Source organism: Mesorhizobium sp. WSM4841, assembly GCF_055811515.1.
The window spans coordinates 1-17,835 of record NZ_JBVVQC010000023.1; the positions used below are offsets into that span (position 1 = coordinate 1).

The window sequence follows — 17,835 nt, forward strand, 5'->3', positions numbered from 1 at the left end:
AGCGAAAACTCGCAACCTGGGATACCGACTACCTGATGGCAGCTCTCCAAGCCCGTTAACCTGGACTCGTTGCCCTGCCGTGCGATGGCGGCGCTTGATTTCCATATAATGTTATATATGATGTTATCAATGTGCTGGCGAGTCGATTATGGAAGACGTCATAAGGTCCCTTGGCTTCCTGTGCCTGGGCAGCAGGCTGAAGCGTATTGGCGAGCAATTGCAGGCGGATACGCAGCGCCTGCTCGACTGCCTCGATGTGCCGGTTCAGTCGAGCCAGTACCCGCTGCTGGCTGCGCTCGACAGGCTGGGCCCGCTGCCAGTCGGGGAACTGGCGAAATCCCTCGGGGTCGCGCAGCCAGGTGTAACGCGGAGCGTGTCGCTTCTGGCCGAATTGGGACTGGTCGAGGTCAGTCCATCGGATGATGACCAGCGGTGCAGGATTGTCTGCCTCACCCTGCACGGCCAGCGGCTGGTCGATGTTGCAAAGCACGACGTCTGGCCGCGCATCGAGAATGCCGTCGCGAATCTGTGCGCGGATCTTTCTGGGCCGCTTCTTGATCAGCTGGCCGCCATCGAGGACGGCCTCGCCGCGGCGCCTCTCGACCGTCGTGTAAGGAAGCCGGAAGGTGCCGCGCGATGAAATACCTGCTTGACCGTCCCGTGTGGAGCGCGCTTCGGACGCGACACCAAGCCTTCGCGCAAGGTGACGACCTCGCCATGCGGTATCGGCCCTCGATAGCTCCCTTCGCCGCCAGTGCCGCGGACGATGCGGAAAGCCTGCAGGCGCTCGGAAAACTTGTGTCCCCAGGCGAGAGTGCGATCCTGCTTCAGGTGGACGCCATTGCTCTGCCCGCGGAACTTTCGGCGACTTCGACCGCGCCCGGGGTTCAGATGATTGCCGAGCGGCCATTGCAGATGGTCTCCGACAAGCGCGTGCAACGTCTGACGCGAGACGATGCAGCTGAGATGCTCGCCTTGGCATTGGTCACCAAGCCTGGCCCATTCACGCTCGAAGCCTTGAGCCTCGGCGATTTTTGGGGTGTGAAGATCGAGGGCCGACTTGCGGCGATGGCCGGCGAACGCATGAAGCAACCCGGCTATACCGAACTTAGCGGGGTGTGCTCACATCCGGAATTTCGGGGCGGTGGCCTGGGCAAGCTGCTGTCGCTGTTCGTGGCAAACCAGATAGCGGCGCGCGGCGAAGTTCCCTATCTCCACGCCTATGCCAGCAACACCACGGCCATAGGATTATACGAGTCCATTGGCTTCAGGTTGAGAAGCATGATGAACGTGGCCGTGGTTCAGCGCGCCGAATGAGCCCATCAGGCGCATTCCCGCGCATCAGGAAAAGGAAGGATTTCGTATCGACGAAATCCTTCCTTGGCGCTGCTAGCACCTTGCGGCGATTCAGACCGCGATCTTGCCGCCGCCCTGCTTGGTGATGGCGACGACCGATGGCCGCACCGGCATGTCAGGCTTGAAGTCGGGCCAGCGGGTCGACAGGTCCTCATAGTAAGAGGGACGGCCAAAAGGCTCCCAGTCTTCGCCGCCATCGGCCGGATGCTGAACCGCGACGAAGGCGGTCTGGTCGTCGGGCGTGAATAGCGGACCGCACATTTCGGCGCCGATCGGCACGCGGAAGAACAGCTTCGAGGTCGCTCGCGCCTCGCCTTCGGTGTCGACCGCCCACAGGCCATCGGTGCGGCCGGTCGCCTTCGGGCCCTGTCCATCGGTCGAGACCCAGAGCCGGCCGGCCGAATCGATGGCGCAATTGTCCGGCATGCCGAACCAGCCATTGGCGGTGGTTGCGGTCGAGAAGGTGGCGCCGACTTCGGCCACCGAGGGATCGCCGCATTTCAGCAGCACTTCCCACTTGCCCTTGGCAGCAGTGAAATCGCCACCGTCCTCGACGATCTCGATGATGTGGCCGAAGGCGTTTTCGGCGCGCGGGTTGGCGGCATCGACCTGATCCGTCTTGCGCTTCGAATTGTTGGTCAGCATGACGTAGACTTTGCCGGTCGTCGGATTGGGCTGGATATCCTCGGGGCGATCCATCTTGGTGGCGCCGAGCAGGTCGGCAGCGCGGCGCGTCTCGATCAGCACGTCGGCCTGGCTGGCAAAGCCGTTCTCCGCCGTCAGCGGGCCCTGGCCGAAGACGATGGGCAGCCATTCGATCGACCGGTCCTCGGCGAATTTGGCGACGTAGAGCGAGCCGTCGTCGAGAAGATCCATGTTGGCGGCGCGGTCCTCGGCGTTGAACTTGCCGGCGGTGACGAATTTGTAGACATAGTCGAAGCGCTCGTCGTCGCCGAGATAAAAGACGACACGGCCATCCTTGGCGACGATTGATTCAGCGCCCTCATGCTTGAAGCGGCCCATCGCAGTGCGCTTCCTCGGCACCGAGGTCGGGTCGTTGACGTCGACCTCAACGATCCAGCCGAAGCGGTTGGGCTCGTTCGGCTCCTTGCCGATGTCGAAGCGGTCATAATGCGCCGCCCATTCATAGGCGCCTTCGGGAATGCCCAAGCGCTTGTAGTTGGCGGCTTCCGCGTGACCGGCCGGCAGTTCGCCCGAGAAATAGCCGTGGATGTTTTCCTCGGCCATGACGTAGGTGCCCCAGGGCGTGACACCGCCGGCACAATTGTTGGCGGTGCCGAAGACCTTCGTGCCGGTCGGATCGGCACTGGTCTTGACGCGGTCATGTCCGGCGACCGGGCCGGACAGTGCCATCTCGGTGTTGGAGGTGATGCGGCGATTGAGCTTGCCGTCGCGCACCACCTGCCATTTGCCCGACTCCTTGCGGATCTCGACGATGGTGCCGCCGTGTGCTGCCATCTCGACATCGACCTGTTCCTTGCTCAAGGGCGCTATTTCGAGCGCTTTTTTGCCGTCCTTCTCGCCGACTTTCACGATGCCCGGGAACATCAGATGCGAATTGGTGTATTCGTGGTTGACCACCAGCAGGCCATGCTCGGCCGAGCCGTCGATCGGGATATAGCCGACATAGTCGTTGTTGTAGCCAAACTGTCTTTCCTGGGCCTGCGCCGACTGTTTTGTCGGATCGAAGTCCGGCGAATCGGCGAACAGCGGATCGCCCCAACGCAGCAGCACGTCGGCGTCGTAGCCGGCGGCGACATGATGCTTGTCGTCGACGCCGGCCTCGACCTCGTTGAAGCTGAAGGCCGAGCCGCCGGCGGCGCGGGCATCGTCGGCGAGGATCAGCGCGAGCGGGCTGACGGTGACGGCGATGGCGGTTGCCGCGAGCGATCCCTGCAGGAAACCACGGCGCGAGAAACGCGCGGCGATGATCTCGCCCATCGTCTGGTTGTCAGTGGGATTGGCTCCTGGCCCATCGTTTTCCTCAAGCAGACTGGTGCGGAAATGGGCATTTGGGGAAAGATGTCCGGTCGAGCGATGTTCAGTCATGGGGGCTTGCCTCTGGCTTCTTTGGGATGGCTGGAGCGTGTTGCTTGACTGACCGCCTATCGCCAGCAGATCACAGTTTGATGACGTTGCCGGCCAATTCCAGCCCCGATTTCATGTCCATGATCAGCTCCGCTTGACCGCGACCCGAGCTTCGGAAACAACATCTGCGGCAGGCGCGGAAGATCGCATCGAGAGGGACAAAAAAGTGAGTTTCTGGGGACTGGGGCAGCTTGGCATTTCGACGGTGATCTTCCTGCTGGCGGCGACGGCGGCCAAGCAATGGGGAATGGCGCCGAGCCTCGGCAAGATCGTTTTGACCCTGGCGCTCTATTCGGCGGGCAATCTTATCATGCTGAGGCTGATCCGTGAATTCGGCATGTCGGTGTCGTTCAGCCTGTCGGCGGTGATCCAGCTGGTATCGGTGAACGTGGTGGCACTGGTGTTCTTCGGCGAGCGCGTCGATGCCTTGCAGGCGACCGGCATCGCGCTCGCCGTCGCAGCGGTGGCGCTGATCACGCTCGGGCCCTATCTGCAAAAACTGTAACCGCGCATGACCCCGAAAATCGGAATCGATTTCGCTGGGGATCATGCGCCAGTCAAAATGCTACAGCGTACTTTGCGCGTCTAAAAGGACGCTCGGCGCTGTAGGACGATCGGGCCGATGAAGAATACCGCAAGCAAGCTGCTCAACTGGATCGAATTCCCGGTGCTGCTGGCCGGACTGGTCATCGCCGGCGGACTGTGGGGATTCGAGGAGCTGATGGAGGTGGCGCGAGACACCACGCCGCACGCCTTCGACACGGAAATCCTGCTCGCCTTTCGTGAAGCGGGCCAGCCCGACAATCCGATCGGACCGCCATGGCTGGAAGGGGCGATGCGCGACATCACCAGCCTCGGCAGCGCCATCGTGCTCGGGCTGATCACGGCGGCGGTGATTGTCTATCTGCTGCTGATCCACAGGCCGGGACCAGCATTTCTCGTCTTCGTAGCGGTGGCGGGCGGACAGGTCCTGTCAAGCACGCTGAAACTCGGAATCGACCGGCCGCGCCCCGATCTGGTCTCGCATCTCGCCGACGTGGCGTCGCTTTCGTTTCCGAGCGGCCATGCGATGCTGTCGGCGGTGACATATTTGACGCTGGGCAGCATGGCGTCGCGCTTCCTGCCTGGGCGAACGACGAAGATTTACGTGCTGTCGCTGGCGGTGCTGACGGCACTGCTGGTCGGTATCAGCCGCGTCTATCTCGGCGTCCACTGGCCGTCCGACGTGCTGGCTGGCTGGTGCGCCGGCTTCGCCTGGGCGATGCTGTGCTGGCTGGCCGCATGGGCGTTACAGCGCTGGCGCGGGCAGACCGACGGCGCCTGAACCGGCTGGTCAGAACGACGCTGCGTCGGTCAGCGTGCGGTCAAATCAGCGTGTTGGCGAGCTCATGCCCGCAACCTGCCAGCTGGAAAACCGTCGACACTAAGAACGTCGACCACATCAAAAGCCCTGAAAACTCTCAACTGTTAATCCCTTTGAATTTCGATTGCTGAAAATTGAAGACCGCCGTGGCTATTTCCGCCAGACGACGCGAAACGCGCGAGCTCTGCAAGACCCAGGCGGTTTTGGTGTGTGCATGCGTGACATGTGCATCATGATGGTTGAACCATCATAATGATGGTATTACACATGGAAATGCAGACTCAGACGGAGGTTCTTAGCCGATGATCACTGCCGCGCAGATGCGCGCCGCAAGGGCGCTGGCCGGCATCGATCAGAAGATGCTCGCCGAGCGCGCCGGGGTTTCGCTTCCAACCATTCAGCGCATGGAAGCAAGCGACGGCGTGGTCAGGGGCGTGGTCGATACGCTGATGAAGGTCATCCAGGCTCTCGATGAGGCCGGCGTGGAACAGATCGGCGAGAACCAGGCCAGCGAGCGCGGCGGCAGGGGCGTGCGCCTCAAGCCGGTCGTGCCGCAGAAGCCGCCAGGCTGAGCCGATAAAAGTCGCGACGGCGACCGCCGACAGTCCTGCCGACGATCCCGCCGCCTCCTTGGTTTTTATGCGTGCCCCAAACCGCTGTGCGCGGGCGCAACTGAAAAAAGCCCCCCGGGAGAGGTCTAAACCTCCTCCTTATTTGTCAACGATCTCGGGACGGATACCAATGCAAGCACCGCGTCAGCCGGCGGCGCCGGGCGCGCTGGCATCTTCGCGCGGCGCAGCGGCCAGATCGTCACGCACTTTGCGCGCGAGTTTCCTTGTCGAGCGCCTGGGGCTGTCGCCGAACAGATCGGCTGCCGCGGCGAGACAGGTCTTTTTCAGGCTTTTCTCCGAGCGCTTCAACAGCTTGCTCAGAAGCCGCATTTCCTGAGGAGAGCCGAGCGGCCGGTCGTCGGCATCGAGAAGCGTACGCAGGACGAACACATCATGCAGTTCGCCCAGTCTTTCGCCGAGTTCGTCGACCGCCTTGCGCCGGGCCTTGATCGGCGTCGGCCACAGCCTTCCGAGCAGCGACAGATGCATGCCGTGGGTCTTGGCCGCCTTGCGCAGATCATGGAAATCATCGGCCTCACCGCGGGAGCCTGCCTTGTCCAGCGCCTTTCTGGCACGACGCAGAGTGATGCGGGCGCCTTCGGCAAGCACATCGGCGGCCTGTTCGGGCTGGTCGGGCAAGGCCAGCGTATCGATCCGGCTGATACCCTCCTCGCAAGCGGCAATCGCGGCAGCTATCGCTGCGCCGAGGCCGGCTCCACCATGCAATTGGTGCTGGCGCGCGACGAGCGTGTCGCGAACGGCATCGAGACCGCCGCCGGCGCTTTGCTCGGGAAAGCTTGCCGCCAGCCGATCGATGGTTTCAACCAGCGCGGTTGCCTCGCGCGGACCGGCAAGCAGGGCAGCCACCTGTCGGTAACACTGATTCTCGGTCCCGCAAAATGTTTCGTCTCCGGAACGGACCAGGCGCAGCAAGGCGCGCACGTTCTTCAGCCGCTTGCGGCATTTGTGCAGCGCCTGCTCCGGCCTGTCATGCGCCGCGTCCAGATGGACGAGCGCCTTGCCGATCTCCTCGGCGAGGATGCGCCTGACCTCGCCGGTTAACGGCAGGCGCGGATCGATGCGATAGCTCATGCGGCGATCTCCGGAACCCCCTCGATGGCGAGCGACGCGTTGTAGAACCTCTGCTCGCCGGTGACTTCGCGGCCGAGCCAATCTGGCAGCATTTCGTCCTGCACGTCCTCGGGCGTCTCAAGCTCGGCGACCACCAGACCGCTAAGCGTCCCGCCGAAGACATCGACTTCATAGAGATGGCCGCGATGCCTAACATGGTGGCGTGTCTTCTCGATGACACGTCCGATGGCGAAGGCCAGCATCTCTTCCGCCTCCGCCAGCGGGATCGGATACTCGAATTCGTCACGTTCGCGGGCCTTGCTGCCGAATTTGAGCGTCAGCTTTGCCAAGGCGCCGTCGCTGATGCGCACGCGGACCGAGCGGTCGGGTGCGGCGGCGAGATAGAACTGGCGAATGCGGATGTCCGCCTCGACCAGATCCCGCCACTGCGCGCCGGAGACCAGGAACTTGCGCTCGATTTCCTTGACCATGGCTTCGCACTAAAGCGCGTGCGGCTGGAGATGGCAAGATGGAGATAGGCGGGGTTGACTTTAATCATTCGATTGATTAAATACTTGATATGAGCAAGCCGACAAACGCCAAAATTCCGCGTCGCGAGGTATCGCCCGCCGACATGACGCGCGCAGCACTTGTCCAGGCAGCGCTGACGCTGTTCGGACGGCAGGGTTTCGACGGCACCTCGACGCGCGAGATCGCGGCTGAGGCCAAGGCCAATATCGGCTCGATCGCCTATCATTTCGGCGGCAAGGAAGGACTTCGCGCGGCAGCGGCCGACTATATCGTCGACACCATCCAGGCCATTGCCGGCCAGGCGATCGGCGATCTGCAGGCGCCAAACGACCCTGAAGCGGCGCGGGCACAACTCTTCACCGCATTGGAGCGGATGGTGGCCTTCATCGTGGCCAGGCCGGAGGCCGGTGAAATCGTGCAGTTCGTCCTGCGCGAACTTTCGCATCCTACGGCGGCACTCGACCGCATCTATGACGGCGTGTTCGAGCCGACGCATCGTAGGCTCTGCCTGATCTGGGAGCAGGCAACTGGCGAGCCGGCCGAAAGCGAGGCTACCCGACTCACCGTGTTCACGCTGATCGGCCAGGTCGTCTATTTTCGCATCGGCCGCGAAGCGGTGATGCGCCGCATGGGCTGGCGAGGGATCGGCGATGCCGAGGCCACCAAGATTGCGGCGGCGGTGACGGATAATCTTGGGGCGATATTGGCCGCCCGGAAGGATCGTAGGTCATGAGTTTCCTCTGCTCTTTGCCGCTCGCCGCCCTGCTTTTCAGTGCCTGCGCACCGGCGCCGCCGCTCGCCGTCGGCTATGTCGAAGGCGACTATGTGCTGCTCGCGCCGATCGAGGTGGCGCAGGTAGAGACGATTTCGGTAAGGCGCGGCGACAGCGTCGCGCCGGGTACGCCTGTGGTGACGCTGGAAAGCGCCGACGCAAAAATAGCCGTCGCACAGGCCGAGGCGGCTCTTGCCCAGGCCCAGGCGCAACTTGCCGACCTGCAGGTCGGCAAACGGCCGGAAGAGATTGAGGTGCTCAAGGCGCAGGTTGACATGGCCAAGGCGCAGGCCGCCGACGCCAAACGCAGATACACCCGCGCCAGTGATCTGTTCAAACGCGGCACCGGCACCCAGGCCGATTTTGACACCGCCTCGGCGACGCTGGAGACAGCCAACGCGCAGCTCGGCCAGGCGGAAGCCAATCTCGCTGTCGGCGGCCTGCCGGCACGGCCCGAGACGATCAAGGCCGCCGACAATAAGGTCAGGCAGGCGCAATCGGCGCTGGAGCAAGCGCGCTGGCGGCTGTCGAAGCGTGTGCTTGCGGCGCCGTCGCCGGGCCGTGTCAACGACGTGATCCGCAATCCGGGCGATACCGCCGGTCCGACCGCGCCTGTCATTTCGATGCTGCCGGACGGCGCCGTGAAGCTCAGCGTCTATGTTCCGGAAAACGCGTTCTCGTCGATAAAGGTCGGAACGCTGCTTAACGTCCATTGCGACGGCTGCGGGCCTGACGTGAAGGCGCGCGTCAGCTACGTGTCGCCGGACCCGGAATTCACGCCGCCGGTGATCTACTCGCTCGAGACCCGGCAGAAGCTGGTCTATCTGGTCGAGGCGCGGCCGGAGGGCGATGCCGGCGCGCTGCAACCGGGGCAGATCGTCGATGTCGATCTGGCGGATATCGGCAAATGAACGCCATCGATGTCCATGGCCTGGTCAAGCGTTTTGGTGACAAGACCGTCGTCGACCATGTGACGATGACGGTGGCCGAGGGCGAGATCGTCGGCTTCCTCGGCCCGAACGGCTCGGGCAAGACGACGACCATCCGCATCATGTGCGGCCTGCTGACGCCGGACGAGGGCGAAGGCACGGTGCTCGGCTTCGACATCCGCACCGACAGTCTGAGGATCAAGCGCGAAGTCGGCTACATGACGCAGAAATTCTCGTTCTATGAGGATCTGACCATAGCCGAGAATCTCGAATTCGTGGCGCGGCTTTATGGGTTGAAGCCGCTTAACGAGCATGTCGGCAGGACGCTGGAGGATCTTGGCCTCACCTCGCGCAAGGACCAGCTGGCCGGTACGCTGTCCGGTGGCTGGAAGCAGCGGCTGGCACTGGCCGCCTGCATCATGCATCAGCCGAAATTGCTGCTGCTCGACGAGCCGACGGCGGGGGTCGATCCGAAAGCCAGGCGTGAATTCTGGGACGAGATCCATCGCCTGGCCAGCGGCGGGCTGACCGTGCTGGTCTCCACCCACTACATGGACGAGGCCGAGCGCTGCCACCGCATCGGCTACATCTCGTACGGCAAGATGCTGGCCACCGGCACGGTCGACGAGGTGGTCAGGAATGCCGGGCTGACGACCTTTGTGGTGCAAGGCCCGCAGCTTGACCAGGTTGCTGCCGCACTCAGCGGCCGCCCCGGCGTCGACCAGGTGGCGCCGTTCGGCGCGACGCTGCATGTCGTCGGCTCCGACAAGAAAGCGCTTCAGGCAGCACTCGCCGACGTCGAGAAGGAGCACAGGGGCGTGACGGTGACGCCGGGCGAGACCAGCCTGGAGGATGTGTTCATCCAGTTCATGTCCGGTTCGAAGGACAATATGGGATGAGAAACCGGATAGACAGCGTCTTTTCCTTCGCCAGGCTCGGCGCGCTGCTGATCAAGGAGTTCATCCAGATGCGGCGCGACCGCATCACCTTCGCCATGATGCTGGGCGTGCCGCTGATGCAGCTGGTGCTGTTCGGCTATGCCATCAACAACGATCCGAAGAGCCTGCCGGCAGCCCTGGTGGCGATGAGCAGCGATCCTTACACGCGGGCCATGGTTTCGGCGCTGCAAACCACCGGCTATTACAGGTTCGACCGTGTCGTGCAAAGTGCCGCCGAGGCGGAATTCCTGATGGCGCGCGGCGATGTCGCCTTCGTTGTCACCATCCCCGCGGATTTTGCCCGGCGGGTCGAGCGCGGCGACCAGCCGCAGATCCTGATCGAGGCTGACGCGACAGACCCAGCCGTCGCCAGCGGCGCCATCTCGACGCTCGGCACTGTCGCCAACCAGGCGCTGCTCCGGGCACGCGGCATGCAGGAGACGGCCGCCGAAGCTGCCCGGGGCCAGCTCGAAGTGGTGGTGCACCGGCGCTACAATCCGGAAGGCATCTCGCAATACAACATCGTGCCCGGCCTGCTCGGCGTCATCCTGCAGATGACGATGGTAATGATGACCTCGATCGCGCTAACGCGCGAGACCGAGCGCGGCACGATGGAAAACCTTCTGGCGATGCCGTCCAGTCCACTCGAGATCATGCTGGGCAAGGTGCTGCCCTATCTGGTGGTCGGCGCGGTACAAGTGGTGGTGGTGCTCGCGGCGGCGAAACTGCTGTTTGCCATTCCGTTCACCGGGTCGATGCCGCTGCTGCTGACGGCGGTCCTGATCTTCGTGCTGGCGCTGGTGCTGCTCGGCTATACCATTTCGACGATGGCGCGCACGCAGATGCAGGCGCTGCAGCTCACCTTCTTCTTCTTCCTGCCGTCGATCATGCTGTCCGGTTTCATGTTCCCCTATCGCGGCATGCCAGGCTGGGCCCAGACTTTCGGCGAAATCCTGCCGTTGACGCATTTCCTGCGCATCATCCGCGCGGTGATGCTGAAGGGTGCCGAACTGCCGGCGGTCGCGACGGAAATCGGCTGGCTCGTCATGTTCGTAGCGCTGTTTGCCGGCGTCGCACTGGTGCGGTTCCGCCGAACGCTGGACTAGGATCAAAACTCAGTCAGGCCGGCTGCCGTCAATAGCCGACGCGTGGGACCATGCCGTTTGAAGTGGTCGGCGGAGCCGAGCACGCAACATGAGCGGACGTTGCCGGCCCCTGTCTAGCTTCGGCTGCGGTGGGCCTTTCCTTCATTCGCCAGATACTGGTGAACGAACGCGATCGCCATGCTGCCCTCTCCGACCGCTGACGCAACCCGCTTGACAGGACTCAAGCGTACGTCGCCGCAGGCAAAGACGCCGGGCGCACTGGTTTCGAGCAGATAGGGGTCGCGGTCGTGCGACCAGCCGCCGGCCTTCTTCACATCGTCCCCGGTTAGCACGTATCCGCGGGCATCGCGCACGACGTCGGCCGGCAACCACTCGGTCTCTGCGTTGGCGCCAATGAAAACGAAGAGCCCGCCGCAATCGTGCCGGCTCACCTCATTGCCGGCCTTGTCGAGAGTGTCGATCGCCGTCAGGTGAGTCTCGCCGTGCACAGCCTGGACTTCGGACCGAAGCTGGACTTTTACGTTCGATTTCGCCCTGAGCTGCTCGATAAGGTAGTGAGACATGCTGTCTGCAAGCGCCGGGCCGCGCACGAGCAGTGTCACGCTGCGCGCATGGCCCGAAAAATGCAGCGCTGCCTGGCCGGCCGAGTTGCCGGCGCCGATCAGGAAGACGTCCAGTCCATGTGTGGTGCTTGCCTCGCTCCGCGCGGCTCCATAATAGACGCCCTTGCCAATAAGGCGGTCGAACCCGTCGATGGCGAGACGACGCCATGTCACGCCTGTCGCAAGAATGAGGCTGCGCGCCCGCACGGCATCGGTACCGTCGAGAAACAGCTGGTGCGTCGCCGGATCGATGCCGGCGACGGAGCGGGTGACCAGGATTTCGGCGCCCAGCCGCCTCGCCTGCTGCAGCGCGCGGCTGGCCAGTTCGTCGCCGGAGATTCCGCTGGGAAAGCCGAGATAGTTTTCGATCCGCGACGATGTCCCCGCCTGTCCGCCGGGCGCCTCGCGCTCGACGACGATGGTGCGCAGTCCCTCGGATGCGCCGTAGACCGCCGCGGCAAGGCCGGCCGGCCCGCCGCCAATGATCGCGACATCGTATTCGGCGCCGCGCGGGCGCGTCTGCAGCCCGAGGCGCATGGCAAGATCGCGCACGGCGGGACTTTCCATGATCTCTCCGTCCGCCAGCCGGGCAACGGGACCATCGAGAGCCGGCTTGCCCATGGCAGACCAGAAAGCCTCGGCATCTGAGGTGTCGGGCAACAGCCAGGTGAATGAGATCTGGTTGCGGGCCAGAAACCGGCGCAGATCACCGCACGCCGTGTCCCAGCGATGGCCGACCAATGTCACGCGCGGCTTCTGCGGCTCGGCAGTGACGCTCTGCAGCCCGCCCATCCGCTCGCGGGCAAGCGCTGACCTTCTGGGCGACGTCCTTTGAAACCGCGGCGATGGAGTAGTACTGCTGAACCTCGATCCGCATCACGCGGGACGGCTCAGTGGCGCGGTACCCGCCCGGGAAACCCGAGCCCAGGGCAATCGGCACCTCACCGAATATCGTTCCCGGCAGCCGCCAGCCGAGCGTCCGCTCGACGCCGTCGAAGGTTTTTACGACTTCGATCCTGCCGGCGAGAACCGCAAACAGCGCTGCCTCTCCGCCCTCGTGAACTGCGAACTCTCCAGGGCTGAGATGGAGGTCGGCCGCTGTCCGCGCCAGCCGCTCCAGTTCGGCCGGCGGCAAACCCGAAAACAACGGGATTGCTCGCACTTCATCAACTGTCAGCATGGTCCCTCGCGGGAGCCAGTTAGCGTTGTTTTCCCGTTTTGATCAACAGAAAAAGGGGGGACTCTCGCCATGGCGGATAGGTCGTGAAACACCGCGCTTTGATAGCGCATCGGGTTGTGCCGATGGGCATGATCATTCGGATCGAAGTTCATGCGGGCTTCCCGGGACCGGCGGCAATTCAGGCGCTTCCAGTCCTTGGAAAGGATCGCGCCAGGCGTCGATTTCTTCAAGCTGACGATACCAGCGGCTGACAGAAGGATAATCATCGAGCGGCAATCTGGCGACATCGTTGAAGGGCAGAAACGTCGCCATTCGAAAGTCGGCATAGGAAACCGAATTTTCAACCAGCCATTCTCGCTCGGAAAGCTCGGCCTCAAGTGTTGCAGCGGCCGTGCGGAAGTCTCTCAACCCCTCCTCAACCCGGCCCTGATCGATCGGGCCGAGCCCATACCGCTGTTTGGTCCCGCGTTCGAAATGCACGACGTCGCAAGCTCTTGCGAAGTTCTCTTTCCCCCAACTGAGCCATCGGATCATCTCGGGTTCGTCATCGCCGGTGCGCCAGAGATCCGAATGCGCGTCGCGTGACAGCCGGCAGGCTATGGCATCGGTCTCCCAGAGGCTTTTTCCCGAGCCTACAAGTATGGGCAATGAAAGATTTGGATTCAGTGGGCGAAATCGCTCAGCCTGCCCCGGAGCGAAGGGGGAGGCGAATTTAAACTCGACCTTTGCGTCGAGATAACGTGCCACCGCGACCGCGAGGCGAGGATTGGGATTGCGGCTGAAGAACAGTTTCATTCCATGTCAGCCTTTTTGAATGGTGCTGGTTCGGTCGCCACCTAAGCCGCCGCCATGATCTCAGCGTAGGTGCCGAAATCGACATTGCCGCCGGACAGCACCACGGCAATGCATTTGCCTGATAGCTCGATCTCGCCTGATGACAGTGCGGCCAGCCCGACGCTGCCGCCGGGCTCGACCACCAGCTTGAGATGGGCCATGGCGTCACGCATAGCCTGTGCCGCGGCCTTGTCGGAGACGGCAATGCCGCCGGCGAGATTCCTGCGGTTGATCTCGAAGGTGATCGCGCCCGGCTCGGCGGTGAGGAGCGCGTCGCAGATCGAAGTGTGGCCGGGTTCGATCGAAACCCGGGCACCTCTGGCCAGTGAACGACAGGTGTCGTCGAAATGTTCGGGTTCCACCGCCCAGACGGCCGTGCCCGGCGAGGCATCCTTGACCGCAATCGAGATGCCGCTGCTCAAGCCGCCGCCGCCGCAGGGAATGACGACCGCGTCGAGGCTCACGCCGAGCGCTTTCGCTTGCGCCATCAGTTCGAGGCCGATCGTGCCCTGGCCGGCGATGATGGCCGGATCGTCGAAAGGTGGGACCAGGACCATGCCGCGTTCGACGTACGGGCGAACCACCGTCATGCGGTCATCGCGAAAACGGTCGAACGGCACCACTTCCGCGCCCATTTTCCTGACATTGCCGACCTTCATCGCCGGCGCATCGGTGGGCATGGCGATGACCGCATTGACGCCAAACATCTCCGCCGAGGCGGCGACGCCTTGCGCGTGATTGCCCGACGAGAAGGCTACGACGCCACGGCTGCGCTCCTCATCGCCCAGCGACGACAGCTTGTTGTAGGCGCCGCGGAACTTGAATGAGCCGGTACGCTGCAGCGTCTCCGGCTTGAACAGGATCCTGGCGCCGAAGCGCTTGTTCAGCTCAGGCGATTCGATCAGCGGCGTTTCGACGATCAGGCCGGACAATCGCGCTGCTGCGGCGCGGATGTCGGCGATGCCGGGAAGGGTGGTCATGGCGAGGTCCTGCAGAAGTGAGATCGCCCATGGTGCACGGAAAACCAGGCCGCGCACCACTGGAAAAATGTGACCGTTACAATTCGTGGATTGCGAAAAGAGCGTGGTGCCTTCATCAGCGCCCCGACGTTTGGCCGAAGCCTCCCTAACTTCGTTATCCTAGGGCTCCGCTTCGCGTTCGCTCCGCCCTAGGGTGACGAAGTCAGGAGATCTTCGCCCGGCCGCTTCTTACCCCAAAAGCGTCCTTTTCCGTTTGGCGCCGCCCATCTTGCGCCAGGTGTTGAAGCGATGGGTGGCGGCGGCGAAGGAGATCTTCATCTGCTGGGCAACCGAATAGCGCGACTTGCCCTCGTCGAACATGCGGTAGCAACACTCGACGCCCTCCTCGGTCAGCTTGCCGTCGGGGGCCTTGTTGTGCGGGTTGGCCGGATCGAATTTTTCGACCTGCTGCTCGACCAGGCCTTTGAGGCGCTGCAAATCGGCCTCGATACCGGCGATCAGGTCGAGAACGGGTTTCGGGTCGAATGCATGCGTGGACTGTTTTGCCGGCATCTACGGATTCCTTTTTCTTGGCTTAGGTTCAGCTATATAGGTGAACATTCGCCAATAATTAAGGGGCAGAGAAGGATTCCCGGAGCTCCTAATTTTGGACGTTCGGCAGACGGGCGCGATTGACCAATGGCGCGCCAAACCCTAGTTTAGAATTATTCTAAACTATGGTGAATTTCTCATGCTTTCCCGTGTTTTCGGTTTTGGCCGCCGTCCGTTCGAATCGCTCTCGGAGCAAGAGATCCTGGCGCTCGCCATTTCTTCCGAGGAAGACGACGGGCGTATCTATCGTGCCTATGCCGACGGGCTGGCGGATAGCTTTCCGCATTCGGCCAAAGTGTTCGAGGAGATGGCCGAGGAGGAGGACGGCCATCGCGACTCGCTGATCGAACTTCACCGCGAGCGTTTCGGCGAGCGCATTCCGCTGATCCGGCGCGAGCATGTGAGGGGCTATTACGATCGCAAGCCCGACTGGCTGGTCAGGCCACTCGGCATCGAGCATGTACGCAGCCAAGCCGAGGCGATGGAGCGGCAGGCGTACCTGTTCTACGTCGAGGCGGCGAAACGCACCAGCGACGCCTCGACACGAAAGCTGCTCGACGATCTGGCGGTGGCCGAACAGGGCCACGAGACGCTGGCGCAGCGGCTGGAGCAAAAGCATGTGCCGGGCGCGGTGAAGAACGAGGAAGAAGCGGCCGAGCAACGCCAGTTCATCCTGACCTATGTGCAGCCGGGCCTGGCCGGGCTGATGGACGGATCGGTGTCGACGCTGGCGCCGATCTTCGCCGCCGCGTTTGCCACGCATGACACATTCCAGACCTTCTTGGTCGGGCTTGCCGCCTCGATCGGCGCCGGCATCTCGATGGGCTTCACCGAGGTGGCTTCCGACGACGGCAAGCTGTCGGGCCGCGGCTCGCCGGTAAAACGCGGCATCACCACGGGCGTCATGACCGCGCTGGGCGGTCTCGGTCACGCCTTGCCCTACCTAATTCCGTATTTCTGGACCGCGACAATTCTCGCGGTGGTGGTGGTGTTCTTCGAACTATGGGCGATCGCCTTTGTGCAGAACCGTTATATGCAGACGCCGTTCTGGCGCGCCGCCTTTCAGGTGGTGCTGGGCGGCGGATTGGTGTTCGCGGCGGGCGTGCTGATAGGGAATGCTTAGAAAGCCCTACCCATGCAGCGCCCGGCTGTCCTCAGGCGCCTCTGCACGTTCGGTCAGGCCATAGTCGCGCACGACGTGGGCGATACGCAGACGGTAGCCGGCAAAGATGCCGCCACGGCCGGCCTTCTGAGCCCGCCTATGTTCCCCCGTGTTGCGCCAGGCCTTCACCGCCTCCTCGTCTCGCCAGAACGACAGCGACAGGATGCGGTTCGGGTCGGTGAGGCTCTGAAAGCGCTCGATCGACAGAAAACCGTCTATGCCGTCGAGCAGCGGGCGCAGGTCGGCGGCGAGGCCGAGATATGCGTCGCGCTTGCCCGCTGCCGGCTCGACCTCGAAGATGACGGCGATCATAGTTTCACCAGAGAGGCATGCGGCCCGGAGGCGAGTTTCAGGAACATGCGATCTTCCTTGAGGATAAATTTTTCACGCCGGGCGAATTCATAATTCGCCTTGCCGGCCGGGTCGGCGGCGAGCCTGGCACGGTAGGCTTCGTAAGCGGCGAGGCTGTCGATGTTGTAGGCGGCGTAGGCGGTGGTGGCCGAGCCTTCATGCGGCGCAAAATAGCCGATCAGATCGGCGCCGCAGCGCGGGATCGCCTGGCCCCAGATGCGGGCATACTCCTCGAACGCCGCCTTGCCGAACGGGTCGATCTCGTAGCGGATAAAGCAGGTGATGGTCATCTTTTGTCTCCTTGCTGAGTATGGTTCGTTGCGGCGACAGTTCGAGCGGGGTCGAAATATTCCGTGGATCGATGTGCTAAGCAATTTCACCGGTAGTCATGCTTGCCAGAAGGATTTCGCGCATTCGCGGCGAACGTCTTCCGGCGTCAGGCCAAGATCGCGCAAAAGATGCTCGTCAATCTCGGCAAGGTCGAGGCGCTGCAGATGGCGATCATACCAAGCCAGGAGCCGCAATCGGCACAAGACGATGAACGGAAACGGCCGGCGGCCGAAGCGGCTGTCGGGCACGGCGTTGGGGGCGGCTCTTGCGGTCATCTTCGTCTCCTTGATCTGAGCAGAGAATAGTGGTTATCTGACAAGAATGCTTCGATGGCGGACGAACTATGCGTGAAGGACCTGACATAGCCCGCATCGCCAGCCTGATCGGCGATCCAGCGCGGGCAAACATGCTGACCGCGCTGATGGGTGGCACGGCGCTGACAGCGAGCGAACTGGCGCTCGAGGCCGGCGTGTCGCTGCCGACCGCCAGCTCGCATCTGTCGAAACTGATGGAGGGTGGGCTGCTGACGCTGGCAAGCCAGGGGCGGCATCGCTACTACGGCCTCGCCGGGCCGCAGGTGGCCGGCATGATCGAGGCGATTGCCGGCGTCGCCGCTGCGGTCGGGCCACAGCGGGTGCGGCCGGGCCCGCGCGACGCCGCCATGCGCGTGGCGCGGGTCTGCTACGACCACCTCGCCGGCGAGCAGGCCGTGGCGATGCTCGACCGTCTTGTCGCTAGACAAGTTCTCCTGCGCCACGACAAGGAAATCCGGCTCGGGCCGTCGGCCGCCTCGCATTTCGCCGCGATCGGCATCGACGTCGAGAGCAAGGCGCGACGACCGGTGTGCCGGGCCTGCCTCGACTGGAGCGTGCGGCGCTCACATCTGGCCGGCACGCTGGGTGCGGCCATTCTCGACAAGATTATCGCCGAGAAATGGGCGCGACGCGAGAAAGACAGCCGCGCTGTGATCTTTTCGCCGATGGGCAAGCAGGCGTTCGAGAAGGTGTTTCTCGGCTGAA

At 63.2% G+C, this 17,835-nt stretch carries 22 protein-coding genes; 11 read left to right on the top strand and 11 right to left on the bottom strand.

The annotated features are described in order from the left end of the window. Positions 1 to 148: 148 nt before the first annotated feature. Positions 149 to 640, top strand: a complete 492-nt coding sequence (locus AC0L14_RS23395) for a MarR family winged helix-turn-helix transcriptional regulator (protein WP_473750889.1) — start codon at positions 149 to 151, stop codon at positions 638 to 640. Next, complete coding sequence (locus AC0L14_RS23400; RefSeq protein ID WP_473485688.1) at positions 637 to 1,317, top strand: GNAT family N-acetyltransferase; 681 nt, start codon at positions 637 to 639, stop codon at positions 1,315 to 1,317. The genes AC0L14_RS23395 and AC0L14_RS23400 overlap by 4 nt, the downstream gene beginning before the upstream one ends. A 90-nt stretch (positions 1,318 to 1,407) precedes the next feature. Here AC0L14_RS23400 and AC0L14_RS23405 read toward each other — a convergent pair whose 3' ends face one another. Further along, positions 1,408 to 3,426 carry a PhoX family protein gene (locus AC0L14_RS23405; RefSeq protein WP_473639097.1) on the bottom strand — a complete coding sequence of 673 codons (2,019 nt, stop codon included), beginning with the start codon at positions 3,424 to 3,426 and terminating at the stop codon, positions 1,408 to 1,410. A gap of 205 nt (positions 3,427 to 3,631) precedes the next feature. On the opposite strand from AC0L14_RS23405, the gene AC0L14_RS23410 reads away from it, so the two are divergent. The 3 genes from AC0L14_RS23410 (at position 3,632) to AC0L14_RS23420 (ending at position 5,400) form a co-directional block, all read left to right on the top strand. After that, entirely contained in the window at positions 3,632 to 3,970 is a 339-nt protein-coding gene (locus AC0L14_RS23410) for a hypothetical protein (protein ID WP_473485690.1), read from the top strand. 117 nt (positions 3,971 to 4,087) lie between these two features. Further along, positions 4,088 to 4,789: a phosphatase PAP2 family protein gene (locus AC0L14_RS23415; RefSeq protein ID WP_473485691.1), complete on the top strand. Its 702-nt coding sequence runs from the start codon at positions 4,088 to 4,090 to the stop codon at positions 4,787 to 4,789. A gap of 341 nt (positions 4,790 to 5,130) precedes the next feature. Beyond that, positions 5,131 to 5,400, top strand: coding sequence for a helix-turn-helix domain-containing protein (locus AC0L14_RS23420; RefSeq protein ID WP_473485692.1), 270 nt, complete (start codon positions 5,131 to 5,133; stop codon positions 5,398 to 5,400). A gap of 183 nt (positions 5,401 to 5,583) precedes the next feature. Here AC0L14_RS23420 and AC0L14_RS23425 read toward each other — a convergent pair whose 3' ends face one another. Beyond that, positions 5,584 to 6,531, bottom strand: coding sequence for a CHAD domain-containing protein (locus AC0L14_RS23425; protein WP_473750890.1), 948 nt, complete (start codon positions 6,529 to 6,531; stop codon positions 5,584 to 5,586). Next, complete coding sequence (locus AC0L14_RS23430) at positions 6,528 to 7,001, bottom strand: CYTH domain-containing protein (RefSeq protein WP_473485694.1); 474 nt, start codon at positions 6,999 to 7,001, stop codon at positions 6,528 to 6,530. The genes AC0L14_RS23425 and AC0L14_RS23430 overlap by 4 nt, the downstream gene beginning before the upstream one ends. An 89-nt stretch (positions 7,002 to 7,090) precedes the next feature. On the opposite strand from AC0L14_RS23430, the gene AC0L14_RS23435 reads away from it, so the two are divergent. The 4 genes from AC0L14_RS23435 to AC0L14_RS23450 are packed head-to-tail and all read left to right on the top strand — an operon-like array spanning position 7,091 to position 10,786. Next, the gene (locus AC0L14_RS23435) at positions 7,091 to 7,774 is read left to right on the top strand and encodes a CerR family C-terminal domain-containing protein (protein ID WP_473528333.1); all 684 of its coding nucleotides are present in this window, start codon (positions 7,091 to 7,093) and stop codon (positions 7,772 to 7,774) included. Further along, positions 7,771 to 8,724, top strand: coding sequence for an HlyD family secretion protein (locus AC0L14_RS23440; protein WP_473528332.1), 954 nt, complete (start codon positions 7,771 to 7,773; stop codon positions 8,722 to 8,724). Before AC0L14_RS23435 ends, AC0L14_RS23440 begins: the two co-directional genes overlap by 4 nt. Further along, positions 8,721 to 9,641, top strand: coding sequence for an ABC transporter ATP-binding protein (locus tag AC0L14_RS23445; protein ID WP_473485697.1), 921 nt, complete (start codon positions 8,721 to 8,723; stop codon positions 9,639 to 9,641). The genes AC0L14_RS23440 and AC0L14_RS23445 overlap by 4 nt, the downstream gene beginning before the upstream one ends. Positions 9,642 to 9,649: 8 nt before the next feature. Beyond that, entirely contained in the window at positions 9,650 to 10,786 is a 1,137-nt protein-coding gene (locus AC0L14_RS23450) for an ABC transporter permease (protein ID WP_473528340.1), read from the top strand. Between the two features lie 113 nt (positions 10,787 to 10,899). Here the strand turns inward: AC0L14_RS23450 and AC0L14_RS23455 are convergent, their stop codons facing one another. The 5 genes from AC0L14_RS23455 to AC0L14_RS23475 all read right to left on the bottom strand — a co-directional run bounded on the left by AC0L14_RS23455 (position 10,900) and on the right by AC0L14_RS23475 (position 14,934). Next, positions 10,900 to 12,135 (bottom strand): NAD(P)/FAD-dependent oxidoreductase, encoded by a 1,236-nt coding sequence (locus AC0L14_RS23455; protein ID WP_473528331.1) that lies wholly within the window; start codon positions 12,133 to 12,135, stop codon positions 10,900 to 10,902. Then, on the bottom strand, positions 12,095 to 12,568 hold the full coding sequence (locus tag AC0L14_RS23460; RefSeq protein WP_473528330.1) for a Crp/Fnr family transcriptional regulator: 474 nt from the start codon (positions 12,566 to 12,568) through the stop codon (positions 12,095 to 12,097). Before AC0L14_RS23460 ends, AC0L14_RS23455 begins: the two co-directional genes overlap by 41 nt. A 132-nt stretch (positions 12,569 to 12,700) precedes the next feature. Then, positions 12,701 to 13,363 carry a glutathione S-transferase family protein gene (locus AC0L14_RS23465; RefSeq protein ID WP_473528329.1) on the bottom strand — a complete coding sequence of 221 codons (663 nt, stop codon included), beginning with the start codon at positions 13,361 to 13,363 and terminating at the stop codon, positions 12,701 to 12,703. A 41-nt stretch (positions 13,364 to 13,404) separates the two neighbouring features. Next, positions 13,405 to 14,382 carry a threonine/serine dehydratase gene (locus AC0L14_RS23470; protein ID WP_473528328.1) on the bottom strand — a complete coding sequence of 326 codons (978 nt, stop codon included), beginning with the start codon at positions 14,380 to 14,382 and terminating at the stop codon, positions 13,405 to 13,407. A gap of 228 nt (positions 14,383 to 14,610) precedes the next feature. After that, on the bottom strand, positions 14,611 to 14,934 hold the full coding sequence (locus AC0L14_RS23475) for a hypothetical protein (protein WP_123146013.1): 324 nt from the start codon (positions 14,932 to 14,934) through the stop codon (positions 14,611 to 14,613). A gap of 178 nt (positions 14,935 to 15,112) precedes the next feature. Between AC0L14_RS23475 and mbfA the strand changes: the two genes are divergently transcribed. Next, positions 15,113 to 16,096: an iron exporter MbfA gene (gene mbfA, locus AC0L14_RS23480; protein ID WP_473485701.1), complete on the top strand. Its 984-nt coding sequence runs from the start codon at positions 15,113 to 15,115 to the stop codon at positions 16,094 to 16,096. Positions 16,097 to 16,102: 6 nt separating this feature from the next. On the opposite strand, the gene AC0L14_RS23485 is transcribed toward mbfA, so the two are convergent. From AC0L14_RS23485 to AC0L14_RS23495, 3 genes are all read right to left on the bottom strand, one after another. Continuing rightward, a complete protein-coding gene (locus AC0L14_RS23485; RefSeq protein ID WP_473485702.1) occupies positions 16,103 to 16,447 on the bottom strand; it encodes an antibiotic biosynthesis monooxygenase family protein in 345 nt (114 codons plus the stop codon). Beyond that, on the bottom strand, positions 16,444 to 16,776 hold the full coding sequence (locus AC0L14_RS23490) for an NIPSNAP family protein (RefSeq protein ID WP_473485703.1): 333 nt from the start codon (positions 16,774 to 16,776) through the stop codon (positions 16,444 to 16,446). The genes AC0L14_RS23485 and AC0L14_RS23490 overlap by 4 nt, the downstream gene beginning before the upstream one ends. Before the next feature lie 96 nt (positions 16,777 to 16,872). Continuing rightward, entirely contained in the window at positions 16,873 to 17,091 is a 219-nt protein-coding gene (locus tag AC0L14_RS23495; RefSeq protein WP_473485704.1) for a DUF1127 domain-containing protein, read from the bottom strand. A 68-nt stretch (positions 17,092 to 17,159) separates the two neighbouring features. Between AC0L14_RS23495 and AC0L14_RS23500 the strand changes: the two genes are divergently transcribed. Then, positions 17,160 to 17,834: an ArsR/SmtB family transcription factor gene (locus tag AC0L14_RS23500; protein WP_473528327.1), complete on the top strand. Its 675-nt coding sequence runs from the start codon at positions 17,160 to 17,162 to the stop codon at positions 17,832 to 17,834. The last annotated feature ends 1 nt before the right edge of the window (position 17,835 follow it).

Bases quoted from the DNA above. Each gene is read 5' to 3' on its own strand.
- mbfA (WP_473485701.1), top strand. From the start codon at position 15,113: ATGCTTTCCCGTGTTTTCGGTTTTGGCCGCCGTCCGTTCGAATCGCTC.
- AC0L14_RS23485 (WP_473485702.1), bottom strand. From the start codon at position 16,447: ATGATCGCCGTCATCTTCGAGGTCGAGCCGGCAGCGGGCAAGCGCGAC.
- AC0L14_RS23440 (WP_473528332.1), top strand. From the start codon at position 7,771: ATGAGTTTCCTCTGCTCTTTGCCGCTCGCCGCCCTGCTTTTCAGTGCC.
- AC0L14_RS23425 (WP_473750890.1), bottom strand. From the start codon at position 6,531: ATGAGCTATCGCATCGATCCGCGCCTGCCGTTAACCGGCGAGGTCAGG.
- AC0L14_RS23405 (WP_473639097.1), bottom strand. From the start codon at position 3,426: ATGACTGAACATCGCTCGACCGGACATCTTTCCCCAAATGCCCATTTC.
- AC0L14_RS23420 (WP_473485692.1), top strand. From the start codon at position 5,131: ATGATCACTGCCGCGCAGATGCGCGCCGCAAGGGCGCTGGCCGGCATC.
- AC0L14_RS23445 (WP_473485697.1), top strand. From the start codon at position 8,721: ATGAACGCCATCGATGTCCATGGCCTGGTCAAGCGTTTTGGTGACAAG.
- AC0L14_RS23400 (WP_473485688.1), top strand. From the start codon at position 637: ATGAAATACCTGCTTGACCGTCCCGTGTGGAGCGCGCTTCGGACGCGA.
- AC0L14_RS23430 (WP_473485694.1), bottom strand. From the start codon at position 7,001: ATGGTCAAGGAAATCGAGCGCAAGTTCCTGGTCTCCGGCGCGCAGTGG.
- AC0L14_RS23465 (WP_473528329.1), bottom strand. From the start codon at position 13,363: ATGAAACTGTTCTTCAGCCGCAATCCCAATCCTCGCCTCGCGGTCGCG.
- AC0L14_RS23500 (WP_473528327.1), top strand. From the start codon at position 17,160: ATGCGTGAAGGACCTGACATAGCCCGCATCGCCAGCCTGATCGGCGAT.
- AC0L14_RS23470 (WP_473528328.1), bottom strand. From the start codon at position 14,382: ATGACCACCCTTCCCGGCATCGCCGACATCCGCGCCGCAGCAGCGCGA.
- AC0L14_RS23495 (WP_473485704.1), bottom strand. From the start codon at position 17,091: ATGACCGCAAGAGCCGCCCCCAACGCCGTGCCCGACAGCCGCTTCGGC.
- AC0L14_RS23460 (WP_473528330.1), bottom strand. From the start codon at position 12,568: ATGCTGACAGTTGATGAAGTGCGAGCAATCCCGTTGTTTTCGGGTTTG.
- AC0L14_RS23435 (WP_473528333.1), top strand. From the start codon at position 7,091: ATGAGCAAGCCGACAAACGCCAAAATTCCGCGTCGCGAGGTATCGCCC.
- AC0L14_RS23490 (WP_473485703.1), bottom strand. From the start codon at position 16,776: ATGACCATCACCTGCTTTATCCGCTACGAGATCGACCCGTTCGGCAAG.
- AC0L14_RS23395 (WP_473750889.1), top strand. From the start codon at position 149: ATGGAAGACGTCATAAGGTCCCTTGGCTTCCTGTGCCTGGGCAGCAGG.
- AC0L14_RS23475 (WP_123146013.1), bottom strand. From the start codon at position 14,934: ATGCCGGCAAAACAGTCCACGCATGCATTCGACCCGAAACCCGTTCTC.
- AC0L14_RS23415 (WP_473485691.1), top strand. From the start codon at position 4,088: ATGAAGAATACCGCAAGCAAGCTGCTCAACTGGATCGAATTCCCGGTG.